The organism is uncultured Roseibium sp., from assembly GCF_963675095.2.
Taxonomy (GTDB): Bacteria; Pseudomonadota; Alphaproteobacteria; order Rhizobiales; family Stappiaceae; genus Roseibium.
The window spans coordinates 1-11,866 of sequence record NZ_CAXXSJ010000055.1 but is presented as its reverse complement, the minus strand read 5'-3'; the positions used below and the strand labels follow the sequence as shown (position 1 = coordinate 11,866).

The 11,866-nt window shown below is 59.9% G+C and carries 10 protein-coding genes; 4 read left to right on the top strand and 6 right to left on the bottom strand.

Going from position 1 to position 11,866, the window contains the following annotated elements; translation table 11 throughout:
* Nucleotides 1-95: 95 nt before the first annotated feature.
* The 3 genes from ABIN98_RS20115 to ABIN98_RS20105 all read right to left on the bottom strand — a co-directional run bounded on the left by ABIN98_RS20115 (nucleotide 96) and on the right by ABIN98_RS20105 (nucleotide 4,649).
* On the bottom strand, nucleotides 96-2,216 hold the full coding sequence (locus ABIN98_RS20115) for a hypothetical protein (RefSeq protein WP_346912464.1): 2,121 nt from the start codon (nucleotides 2,214-2,216) through the stop codon (nucleotides 96-98).
* A 232-nt stretch (nucleotides 2,217-2,448) separates the two neighbouring features.
* Entirely contained in the window at nucleotides 2,449-3,636 is a 1,188-nt protein-coding gene (locus tag ABIN98_RS20110) for a hypothetical protein (protein WP_346912462.1), read from the bottom strand.
* An 89-nt stretch (nucleotides 3,637-3,725) separates the two neighbouring features.
* On the bottom strand, nucleotides 3,726-4,649 hold the full coding sequence (locus ABIN98_RS20105; RefSeq protein ID WP_346912460.1) for a sugar kinase: 924 nt from the start codon (nucleotides 4,647-4,649) through the stop codon (nucleotides 3,726-3,728).
* Between the two features lie 292 nt (nucleotides 4,650-4,941).
* On the opposite strand from ABIN98_RS20105, the gene ABIN98_RS20100 reads away from it, so the two are divergent.
* Nucleotides 4,942-6,447, top strand: a complete 1,506-nt coding sequence (locus tag ABIN98_RS20100) for an EAL domain-containing protein (RefSeq protein ID WP_346912458.1) — start codon at nucleotides 4,942-4,944, stop codon at nucleotides 6,445-6,447.
* A gap of 108 nt (nucleotides 6,448-6,555) precedes the next feature.
* Here the strand turns inward: ABIN98_RS20100 and ABIN98_RS20095 are convergent, their stop codons facing one another.
* Both ABIN98_RS20095 and ABIN98_RS20090 read right to left on the bottom strand, forming a co-directional pair.
* A complete protein-coding gene (locus ABIN98_RS20095; protein ID WP_346912456.1) occupies nucleotides 6,556-7,050 on the bottom strand; it encodes an ureidoglycolate lyase in 495 nt (164 codons plus the stop codon).
* Nucleotides 7,051-7,058: 8 nt separating this feature from the next.
* Entirely contained in the window at nucleotides 7,059-7,892 is an 834-nt protein-coding gene (locus ABIN98_RS20090; protein WP_394701570.1) for a bifunctional allantoicase/(S)-ureidoglycine aminohydrolase, read from the bottom strand.
* A 153-nt stretch (nucleotides 7,893-8,045) separates the two neighbouring features.
* On the opposite strand from ABIN98_RS20090, the gene ABIN98_RS20085 reads away from it, so the two are divergent.
* On the top strand, nucleotides 8,046-8,366 hold the full coding sequence (locus tag ABIN98_RS20085) for an antibiotic biosynthesis monooxygenase family protein (RefSeq protein ID WP_346912452.1): 321 nt from the start codon (nucleotides 8,046-8,048) through the stop codon (nucleotides 8,364-8,366).
* Between the two features lie 83 nt (nucleotides 8,367-8,449).
* Complete coding sequence (locus tag ABIN98_RS20080; protein ID WP_346912450.1) at nucleotides 8,450-9,331, top strand: AraC family transcriptional regulator; 882 nt, start codon at nucleotides 8,450-8,452, stop codon at nucleotides 9,329-9,331.
* A gap of 22 nt (nucleotides 9,332-9,353) precedes the next feature.
* Here the strand turns inward: ABIN98_RS20080 and ABIN98_RS20075 are convergent, their stop codons facing one another.
* On the bottom strand, nucleotides 9,354-10,310 hold the full coding sequence (locus ABIN98_RS20075) for an AEC family transporter (protein ID WP_346912448.1): 957 nt from the start codon (nucleotides 10,308-10,310) through the stop codon (nucleotides 9,354-9,356).
* Nucleotides 10,311-10,515: 205 nt separating this feature from the next.
* Between ABIN98_RS20075 and ABIN98_RS20070 the strand changes: the two genes are divergently transcribed.
* Nucleotides 10,516-11,694 (top strand): DUF2235 domain-containing protein, encoded by a 1,179-nt coding sequence (locus ABIN98_RS20070; RefSeq protein ID WP_346912446.1) that lies wholly within the window; start codon nucleotides 10,516-10,518, stop codon nucleotides 11,692-11,694.
* Nucleotides 11,695-11,866: the final 172 nt, after the last annotated feature.

Here is an 11,866-nt window from a genome sequence, read left to right as displayed (position 1 = left end):
GAGCGACCCAAACCGTTCCGATCTGACCGGCTTCCGGAAGACCGGACACGGATGCCAGGTCTTCGCTGCTGTTCTCTCATGCATTGCAGACGGAACTATTGTCCGTTTGCAGCCGCTCTTGCCCCCAGGCGCTCGGGAAGGGCCTGCGGGCCTGTCATCACCAGGCCGAGGATTTCCGCCATCGGCACCGGCGTGACAGGATCGAATGTGACAGCCAGCTCGTCCGGATTGTCGAGGAAGGTGCGCAGAGCGCCGAGCAACTCTTCGCTGAAGCTGGTTCCGGCAAGGGGACCGAGTTCGCCCCGAAGGGTTTCGACCAGGCCTTCGGCCAGCATGTCCTTCGGTATCTGGTTCTTGGCCGATTCCTGATCCAGAAACGCGTTGACGATCTGGGCGCCTTTCACGCGCAGGTCCGCCTTCTTGAAAGTCGCCGATGCGAGCGCGACTTGCGCCATTTCCGGATTTGTGAACAGCGTTTCGGGCACATTGCCGAGCGTCAGGGTCAAGGTGGCCGTTCCACCGTCGACCATTTCCCAGGTCAGGTCGCGGATGCTGAGGTCCTTGGTGTTCGGGTCCCAGGCGACGGACAGGGACTGGTTGATCGCGAATTCCTCGATATCCAGGCTCTGGAGCAGCGACTTGACGTTTTCGTCCGTGATCTGATCGGTGGGCAGGATGAGGCCGTCAACGATGAGGGACGTCCGCGTCGGGATCTTGCCCACATGAGCGCTCTGGCTCATTTCGAACAGATCCAGCCCGAGACTGACGTTTTCTGCGGGGATCGCTATGCCCAGCGAACTCACGATAACCTTCCGGATGATCGGGAGTGCGTCCCGGAGCTGCTGCGGGCTCGGATTGTCGACGCCTTCAAGGGCGGTCAGCGCGGCAATTGGCGGGAAGTCGATCCCGGAAATACCGGCATGATCGAATTCCGCTTCTCCCTGATCCGCCATGGAGGCGGAAAAATCGTCGAGGGCAAATTCGCCCAATCCCTGGCCGCTCAGGTCACGCAGGAGGAAACGGCGCAGGCTGGCCTTGCCCTGGTCTGCGGTTACTTCAAGGTCATTGAACTCCATGCGTCCAAGCGAAAAGGCGCCGAGTGCCTCAATGGCGGCGATGCCGAGGTCTTCCTCTGAAACGGTCTCTCCCTTGCTCTGTATCTCGAGCAACGCGAACAGCCGCAGAGGTTCCTGCTTTGGCACGGAGATATTTTCCAGCATGATCCCGCCGATCTTGCCCTGGGCGCCGGCCCCGGAGATTTCCAGGTTCAGGATTTCCTCCCGGTCCAGAAGCACGGTTCGGTCGGCTTCCGCCGGTGCGCCGAACAGCGGCGCAAGCGGGACGAGGTCCACGCCGCGGGCGACGATCGGACCCATCTTGACGTCGATTTTCTGCGGAGTGCCGTCGGGGTTGGTGATCGTCGTCGTTTCCGTGGAATGGATTTCCGCGACATATTCTTCGGCAATGCGCCCGTCGGCCATACCGAACAGGGACAGGTCTTCGTATGTTGCCGCGCTGGAGCCGACGTCCGGAGTGGTGCTGGTCGCGGTCCCCGTGGCGATGAACGCGCGCTTGATCGTCACCTTGCGGAGGGTGTTGAAAATCGCGCGGGCGAAGGCCATCGGATCGGTCTTGGCCAGGTCCAGCCCGGGCAATTCAAGAGGGGCCGATACCCCCTCGATCAGGATATCCTGGTAGCTGGCGTGGAATTGCGAGCCGACAGTTTTCGCGCTGTCCGGTGTTTCCTGCATCGCCGATGCACTGTCGTCGGGCTTTGGTTCCAGGGAGTTGGAAGCCGCTCCGTCCTCGGTCGAGAGCGTCGTGCTGATGTCGATGGAACCCGGAATTTCGATCCTGTCCGCGTTGATTTGGTCCCCGGACTGGGTCAACCCGGTGAAGGCTATTGCGTCGAAGCTGATCCGGAGCGTCACATCTCCCGCTTCAAAGGTTTGCTCAGAGGGAAGCTCGATGGTGATGACGCCATCCTTCACCGTCGTGCTCCGCGGGCTGTCGCCCGGCTCGATGGCGCCGTAGCTCGTGCTGACCGTGTCGTAGCTGTCCAGCGTATCGAGCCAGTCCTCGACAATGGCTGTGGCCGTCGATACGGTTTGCTGTGCCTGAGCCGGCCCCAAGGCAACTGCAAAACCCGACAGGCCTATTCCCAGGGCCAGGAGTTTTGCGCCTGAACGGAACTTCTCTGCAAAAACCAGTGCCACTTCGGATCCTCCCGAGCTTCGCTTTTATTATGTCCGGTGCCGGCTTTTGCGCCGGCACCGGGTATCCGCCTAGTGTGGTGGATTTGAAAGACGCCTCATTTCCGCAACAAATGCCGGAGCGTATTTCAAATCCGAAAACCACACTAGAAACATATATTTGCTAGTCACCCCTTTGAAACTGAAGTTCGTTCCGAATGCGCTGAGAAAAGAGACGAACTTCAGCTTCGGGTGACTAGTTGGCGCTGTTGGCGATTACGTCGACCGCCAGGACTTCGGGCAGGGTCTGCGGCGCCATCATTGCCTGACCCATGATCTGGGCGAAGGGCACCGGATTGGCCGGGGCGACGGTCACTTCCAGCGATACCGGATCGTTGAGGAAGGTGGTGGCAGCCGTCACGACCTTCTCCTGGAACGACGGATTTTGAAGGATGGAGACCATCATCGGCAGGCCGGCGCTCAATTGCTGGACCAAGGTTGCCCGATCCATACCTGCTTCGCGCGCCTGCATGTCCAGCACCCGCTCGACCAGCGAGCTGTTGTCCAGCCTGATGGAAATGTTCTGAATGCTGATACCCTGGACAAGGCCCATGGCACTCTCCGGATCGCCTTCCGTCGCGCTGAGTTTGGTGATCACGTCGCGGCTGACGCCGCCAAGGCTGAGATTGAGGGCAAAGGAACCGGCCTCCGCACCGGACAGTTTGAGGTTCTTGACCTCAAGCGTTTCCTTTTCCGGATCCCACCGGCCCTGGCCTTCCGCACTGAGCGTCAGTTTTTCGTAGCCGAGATCGCTCAGGGTTTTCTGGGCCTCGCCGTCGAGGTTGGAAGCCTCGATTTTCAGGTCATCGATCGCGAAGCGGAAGGCCGTCGGCAGGTCTCCATCCATTTCGTCGATGGCGGTGAACAGCCGGCCGATCTCGAACTTGTTGCCGTCGCCGTCCGAGACGGCCGCATCAAGGACCTCCAGCGTGTCGTAGGACGGCCCGACGACGGTATCGCCATCGTTCGCGTTCAGCTCCTCAGGCGTGGGAAGGACGACGTTTGTCGCGTTGAAGCTTCCGATATCCAGGCCACCGTCGTCGGCCTTGGCCGAAAGGTCCGACAGCGACAGGCTTCCGAGTTTCAGGCGCCCGTTGGATTGCACCATGCCGTCACGCAAAGTGGTGGTGGCGATCGTTGCGGATTTCGTGTCATCGTCCTTCCGCTTCAAATGCAGATCCTTGATGATAACCGTTTCTCCGCCTTCGCTGACGGAGCCGTAGCTGTCGACGATTCCGTCATCGGTTTCCAGAACGGCCATGAAAGCATCGGCGACCTCGTTCCCGGTCGGCGTGAACGCCGCTGCCGGAAGCGGCGCGAACGGCGCGCTGGCGCAAAGCACGAACACCAGCCGGCATGCGGTGGAACGGAAAAAGTCTTTCATAGAGGGCTCCTCGAATACAATTCAGCTTCTATCGCTCCTGCCCGTGGCAACACTGGGATAAGTGGCAGGTTCACGCAAGGGGAATAAGTTCAGGTGAGGTCCTCCGGTCCGGGCATGGTTTCCTGCTTTTCCCGAAAGGTCTGGATCGCCTCGGTAATGTCTTCAAGGGATGGAAGGCTCGCCTCGTTGCCCAGGCACTGGATCGCGTGTGCCGAAGCGCCGCGGGCAAAATGCAGGTGCTCTTCCCAGCTCCGGTAGGGCGCGTGCAGATAGGAGGCGATATAGGCACCATGGAACACGTCACCGGCGCCGTTGGTGTCGATGACTTTCTTTTTCGGCACGTCGAGGGCGGGCAGGAATCGGTCGGGGCCGCCGGCCTCGTACCAGACGGTGCCGTGTTCGCCCAGCGTGATCGCACCGAGCGGGCAGCCTTTCTTGCGCAGGTAGTCCAGGGTTTGACCCGGTGTCAGGCCCATCTGTTCGCAGAACCTGAGGGACATGACCGCCGCATCGATATGTTCGAGCACTTCGTCGGTGTTTTCGCGCACGGCGCCACCGTCCAGGGATGTCAGGATGTTGCGTTCCCGGCAGGCCTTTGCGTAATGGAGAGCCGCGTCCGGCATATGGCCGTCCAGATGCAGCGCCTTCATCCCGTCCAGGTTCAGCGTCGGGAACGGATGCAGGAAATCATTGTCGCGGCAGCGGACAATCGCGCGCTTTCCGTCATTCGGCATGATGAACGACAGGGACGATTCCCGGACCTTGCGTCCGTGGACGTAAATTCCGTACTTCGCGGCCATATCGAGGAACATGCGTGCCAGCCAGTCGTTGGCAAGGGAACAGACAAGTTCCGCCTCAGCGCCGAGCTTGGCGCAGCAAAAGGCCGCCGTCACTGCATTGCCGCCAAAGCTCACCGCGTAGTCCTTGGCGAGCGTCTTCTCATCTCCCGTCGGCAGTCTGTCGGTCAAAAACGTGATGTCGATATAGGCCTGGCCGATGAACAATGCCTGCATGAAATACTCCATGATTGCGCGGGTGGTTCAGAATTCAGTGTTCACTGCGCCTGAAAATGCCGTAAAGCCTTGAATTCCGGCGAATTCTGATTTCCATTCAGTGGATGTTTACGAGTCTCTTTCAAGGTACTAAGGACTTGTTAAGGAGCAGACGCAGTCTTTGTCGCATCGCTATATAAATTTCGTACGAACGGTTGTTATAGCGCTGGTGATTGCGACCGCGCCGCTTTTTGCTGCGAACGTGATCCTCAATCAGTACGCGGAAAGTCAGGCGCGCTCCGAAATGGAGGCGATGGGAACACGTTATCTGCAGCGGGCCGAGATTTCCATCAGTTCCACGGTGACCGCCCTGCAGCGTCTGGACCGGGATGATATCCAGACTTGCGATGCGGCTGACCGCCTGCTTTATCAGAAGGTGGTTTCGACGGAAGGGGTGATCGATGCCGTCGGTCTGGTCGATGCGTCCGGCAAGCGGATGTGCGTCGTACCCGATATGGAACTGACCGGAGAGGCGATCCTGCCGATCCTGCGCCAGGATGGCCCGCTTGTCGGTATCGGCATGCTGGATCGCAGCTTCCAGGGCGCGCGCGCGGCTGTCATCAGCTGGGATCTTCAGAATTCCTATCGTCTGTTCGCCGAAGTGACCCCGGCCGCCATCGCGATCGACCCGGGACCCGAATTCCTGCGTGCCTACCGCCGGGCGGAAATCCGCCTCGGCAACGATCTGCTCTGGTTCTCCGTCGGCGGCTATAATTCGGAAGGATCGGATCCGAAAGATACGCTGGTCGTCAATGTGGCTTCGAAGCAGTACCCGTTGCATGCAACAATTGTCGCGCCCATCTCTGCGGCCATCCATGCCGTCCAGCCGCTCAAGGTCGTGGCGGCCGTAGCCTGTGCTGGGCTTGCTTTGCTTCTTGTGGCGATCGGTGTCTGGATTTCCTGGCGGCCGGAAAGCGAAGCCAACGACGAGTTCATCGCGGCAATACGCAACGGCGAGTTCATTCCCTACTATCAGCCGGTCATGGATATCGAGACCGGAAAGCTGCGCGGCTGCGAGGTGCTGATGCGCTGGCGGCGGCCGAACGGCATGATCGTCTCTCCCGGCCAATTCATGGCCTATGCCGAAAGCACCGGCCATATCTTCGACATGACCCGCCACATCATGGCGCAGACGACAGAAGAGGTGGGCGAGCTCTACAGCGAAAACCCGGACCTGAAACTGTCGATCAACCTGTTCGCAGGCCACTTCCTGGACCGTCAGATCGTCTCCGATATCCAGCAGATTTACGAGAAATCCAAAATCGCCTACCAGCAAATCGTGGTCGAGGTCACCGAGCGCCATCCGCTCGACGACATGGACCGGGCACGCAAGATCATTGCGGAGTTGCAGGCTCTGGGTGTCCGCGTCGCGCTCGACGACGTGGGAACCGGTCACGGCGGCATGGCCTATCTGCAGAAACTTGGCGTGGACATCATCAAGATCGACAAGATGTTCATCGACACCATCGGCCTGGATGACAACTCCACCACCATCGTCGATTCCATGGTGGAGCTCGCGGATAATCTCGGCATGGGCATCATCGCCGAAGGGGTGGAAACCGAAGAGCAGATCGAACGGCTTCTGGAACTCGGCGTGACCGCAGCGCAGGGGTATTTTTACGCGGCCCCCATGCCGGCATCCGAATACATCGCCTACGCGGAGCGCATCGAAGAGGAAGAACGCGAGCGGGCCCGTCTCCAGGCGGAAGCTGATGCCGCGGAAAAATCCGCCGAGGAAGGGGCAATGGACGCCGCTTGATCGGCGCCCGGAGACCAAGCCACATTCTCGAAAGAACTGCTATCAAACGTTCGAATACAATAAACTATTCAGCTGCTTGACAGGTTTTTCTGAATCTGAATCGAAACTTTAGGCGGGTTCGATCCGGTAAGGCGTTTCGAACCAGATTTCCTCCAGGTTTTCGCCACTGCCGATCCGGTCGATGACGCAGAACAGGCCGGGGTCCGACAGGGGTGTCAGGACGCCATGCCAGGTGTTGCGGAAGAAATTGATCCCCTGACCGGGTCGGGTGATGAAGGCCCTGGGCTGTCCGGGCCGGCCATTCTCGTCCGGGCAGACAATGACAAGAAACGGCTCCTGCGTCATCGGCACGAAGGCCTGGCTGCCCAGCGGATGCCTTTCCACCATGTCGAGCATGTAGGGCAGGGTGCGTTTCTGCGACAGGAACAGGCTCACGCCGGCACGGGCATCGTCGCCGGCGAAATCGAGCGTCGCGAGGTCGTGGTAACGACCGCACAGACCCTGGTTGATAAGCTTGTCCGGTTCGCCGGCCGCTTCGAGGATTTCACCGAAGGGTGCGAAGGCTTCCGCTGTCAATGGCTCGGTTTTGATGGTCTGGGTCATGAGGGGCCTCAACGCAGCTTCATGTGCCGGTTGACGTCCTTGTAGAGCAGGTAGCGGAACTTGCCCGGTCCGCCCGCATAGCAGGCCTGGGGGCAGAAGGCGCGCAGCCACATGTAGTCGCCGGCTTCCACTTCCACCCAGTCCTGGTTCAGCCGGTAGACCGCCTTGCCTTCGAGCACATAAAGCCCGTGTTCCATCACGTGGGTTTCGGCAAAGGGGATGACCGCGCCCGGTTCGAAGGTGACGATGGTGACATGCATGTCGTGGCGCATGTCGTTGGGATCGACGAAGCGCGAGGTCGCCCACTTGCCGTCCGTTCCCGGCATCGGGTTCGGCGTCACGTCCTTTTCGTTGGTGACGAAGGCGGACGGTGTGTCGATGCCCTCGACCTTTTCATAGGCTTTGCGGACCCAGTGGAACCGGGCCGGGGTCTCACCGTTGTTGGTGACCTGCCAGTCGGATGCCGGCGGAATATAGGCGTAGCCGCCCGGCTCCATCGAGAACACCTTGCCGAACAGCGTCAGTGTCAGCATGCCGTCGACCACGAAGAGGACGGCCTCGGCTTCCGGGTCGGTTTCCGGACGAGTGCTGCCGCCGCCCGGCTGCACTTCCATGATGTACTGGGAAAAGGTTTCCGCGAAGCCGGACAGAGGACGCGAGATCACCCAGGCCCGAGTCTTGTCCCAGAAGGGCAGGTTGCTGGTGACGATGTCGCGCATGGTTCCCTTTGGGATCACCGCATAGGCTTCGGTGAAGACCGCGCGATCGGTCAGAAGCTGGGTCTGCGGCGGATGTCCCCCGGTCGGCGCATAATAGGGGCCTGACTGATTAGAACTGTCCATCTGCATTATCCTTGGGTGCGCCTGGCATGGGTGGGGAGAGAAACTTACAAAGCCTTTGTAGGTATCTGCACCCGGTGGTCAAGCACTTCCGGATGTGATCTCCTGAGGGCCAGGGTACGGACCCTAGGGGCAAAGCCACCAACGGAGGAAGCCATGCCGGAGATATCCGCGAAATCAGATTGCCAGACCGTGATCACGACCTTCGAGATGACGCCGGGCACCTGTTACGATCTCTTGGAAGAGCTGAAGGACGCCTACGAGAGCTTCATCCGCCATCAGCCGGGGTTCATCGGTGCGGGCCTCCATGTCAATGACGCCCAGACGCGCATCGCGAACTACTCCCAGTGGAAAAAGCGGGAAGATTTCCTGGCCATGCTCAGGTCCGACGAAATGCGTGCCCGCAATCGCCGGCTCAGCGCGTTGTGCAAGAGTTTCGAGCCGGTGATGTACGACGTCGTTGCAAGCTTCGACTAAGGCTTTGCCCTAGAACCGCAAGATCGGTCGAGCGCACCATCTCCATTGTGCGCTTATTTACTGCTGCCACGGAGGACGGAAACTTGAAGGCAGCATTGCAAACCTATCATGCCCGGATGCAAAGGGTGCTGGAGCACATAGACCGGCACCTGGAAGATGATCTGGATCTGGATGGTCTGAGCGCCATCGCTGCCTTCTCGAAGTTCCATTTCCACCGGCAGTTCACGGCGACCTTCGGGCTGTCCGTGCATCGCTATATCCAGTTGGCCCGCATGAAGCGCGCTTCGTACAGGCTGGCCTACAGGGACGACGAACGCGTCACGGAAATAGCGATGGATGCCGGCTACGACGCACCGGAGGCCTTCGCCCGCGCCTTCAGGCAACGGTTCGGGCAATCGCCGTCGTCGTTTCGGAAGTCTCCCGATTGGGAGCCGTGGCTTGCGGCCTTCGGGCCTCTCGACACAGCCAGGAGCATGCTCATGCAGAAGACCTTCACCCTTGGAGACGTGGAAATCCGTGAAGTTCCGCCGACGCCGGTTGCGATCGTCGAACATCGGGGTGACCCGGTAACCCTCGGCGCCACGATCCAGCGCTTTATCGCCTGGCGCAAGGCCGTTGGCCTTCATCCCAGGACAAGCCCGACCTTCAATGTGTGGCGCTCGGAGCGGAGACCTGTATCGCCGGCCGATTACAGTGTTGACCTGTGTGCGGGGACCGACCGGCCGATCGAAAGCTGTGGCGAGGAAATCGAGTCGGGCGAGATCCCCGGCGGACGCTGCGCGGTGCTGCGTGTCGTCGGCAACACCGACAATCTGGAACCGGCCGCACTTTATCTCTATCGCGATTGGCTTCCGGTCAGTGGCGAGGAAGTGCGTGACTTTCCGATTTATTGCCAGAGGTTGAAATTCTTTCCGGAAGTTCCGGAACATCAGGCGGTCGCAGAGGTGTTCCTGCCGCTGAAATAGCGCTCGCTGACAGTGGCCGGTCCTAGTTGGCCCCGATCTGCAGGAACCACATCAGCGCGCTGAGCGTGAAGAACGACAGGATCGTCATGGCGAACATGGCAAGGGCTGCGGTGTTTTCCTGCCCGTAGCTTTGCGCCAGGATCGGATAGGTCGCCATGGCAGGCGTGGCGACCATCAAAAGGCCTGCGGTTTCCAGCATGGGATTGCCGGTGCCGAGGCCCAGCATGGCCAGAACCGCAAGGGAGGCTGCAAGAACAGCCGGCATGAGGATCAGCTTTCCGAGGACCACGGCCACGATCTTCAGGTTCATGGCGCCGAGCGGCAACCCGGCCAGGGTTCCGCCGATGACGATCAGCGACACCGCGACACTGGAGGAGGCAAGCAGCCCGACGGGCTTGGAAATGATCTCCGGCAACTGCCACCCGGAAAGGGATACCACCATGCCGAGGATAATGGCGATGATGAACGGATTAAGGAGCACCTTGACCGCGATCTGGCGGGCCATTTCCCGTCCAATATGCCCATCGCCGCTGGCGCGTTCCGCCATGATCAGGACCAGGGGGATCATGACCAGGGTCTCGATGATCATGTTGAGCGCAAGCGCGGTGCCGGCGATCGAGGGAAGCGCCATCAGCACGATCGGATAGCCGATCAGCCCGCTGTTGGAGCAGGACATGCCCATACCGTGAAATGTGCTCGCCGCCCGCGACATACGGAAACCGCGCTTGGCAAGGTGATAGCCGAAGAAAAACAGGACGACCGAGGTGATCAGGAAGGCGGTCAGGTAGCCGACGTTCAGAACCTCACCCGGAGACCGGCTGGAAACGGCGCGGAAAATCAGCGCGGGCACGGCGAAATAGATCACGTATTTGCCGAGCACCCGCAATTCCGGGGCGGCGAAAACTTTTTTCCAGACGGCGAAATAACCGGCGGCGATCAGGGCGAAGATCGTGCCGCTGATGGTCAAGACATTGAGCAAGGGGAAGCGTCCCGGATGAGGCAGTTAACCCGTGCTATGCCGCGTTTGCGAAGGCGTGACAAGGTCTCTGGAAGCAAAAGAAATAGGCACGACACGTTTCCAATAAGCGTTGAGGCGGGGCAATGCCCTTGAAGTGATGGCGTGCGCGGCTTTAACTGACGAGGTTGCAATCAGGAATTGCTCAAGCTGCGATGGCGGAGGCGTCATGGGAAAGAACATCGTCATCCTGTGCGACGGAACCTCAAACGAGGTTTCCAAAGATCGGACCAACATCCTGCGCCTGTTCGGAACGCTGGAAAAGAGTGATCGCCAGGTCGTGTACTACGACCCGGGCGTCGGAACGTTCGGCGCCGGGAATTCGGTCTCCTATTACTATCGCAAGGCAGTCGAGATCTGGGGGCTTGCGACCGGCTGGGGGCTCGACGTCAATGTGAAGGAAGCCTATCGCTTCATCGCCTCCCATTATGATCCGGACAAGAAAGGCGAGGATGGGGACCGGCTGTATCTGTTCGGTTTCAGTCGGGGGGCCTATACGGCGCGCGTGTTGGCTGGGTTCATCCGGGCTGTCGGCCTGATCCCGAAAGAAAACCTGAACCTTCTCGACTACGCCTACCGGGCCTACAAGGACATCGGGCAGAATCGGGACAACGAGGAGGGGGAGGACGGAGATCCCGGTGCCGCCTTTGCCGAAATCAGGCTGTACGAGCGGATCCTTCAGCCGAAATATATATCGATCAGGTTGCTCGGCCTGTTTGACACGGTCGGTTCGGTCATTGAATCGGGCCGCTACGGGCCGCGCCTGCGAACCCACACCTTCAGCCGCACCAATTCATCTGTGGAGCATGTGCGCCACGCGTTGGCGATTCACGAACGCCGAACCATGTTTCAGCCGCAGCTTTGGCCGGCCGGAAAGGACTTCCGGCCGAACCGGTTCCAGAAGAAAGGAGCCGTTCCCCAGGACGTCAAGGAAGTCTGGTTCGCAGGCGTTCATGGAGATATCGGCGGCGGCTATCCGGAGGAGGGCAGTCAACTGGCCAAGATCACCCTCAGCTGGATGATCGACGAGACGAAGCCGCTCGGGTTGCACTACAAGACGCGCACCGTCAACGAGATCGTGTTGGGGAAGAAAGAGAAAAGCAAGTACGTGGCGCCGGACGCCAAGGCAGAGCGGAATGAATCCATGAATGCGGGCTGGTCCGTTCTGGAAATCATCCCACGCAAGCGCAGCAAGTATTCCTTGCTTTCCGAAGACGAGAAGGCCGGCTGGTACATACCTCTTGGCCGGAAAAGGACCATTCCGGATGGGCCTGGATCCACAAATCCGTCTTCGATCGGTTTGAGGCCGATCCTTCAAGACGTCGGAAAACCTTCCCGCTACCTATGAGGTCGCCGGTTCCTAGGGCAAAGACAATGCAGAAAACCCCGGCCGAGGCCGGGGTTCTGCAGGCTTGCTTTGCGGTTCGGGATTACGCCGCCCGGGCGGGCTCGCCTTCTCCACCAGCGTTTTCACACCGGCGAAGTCGATCTTGCCGGAGCCGAGCACCGGGACCTTTGAG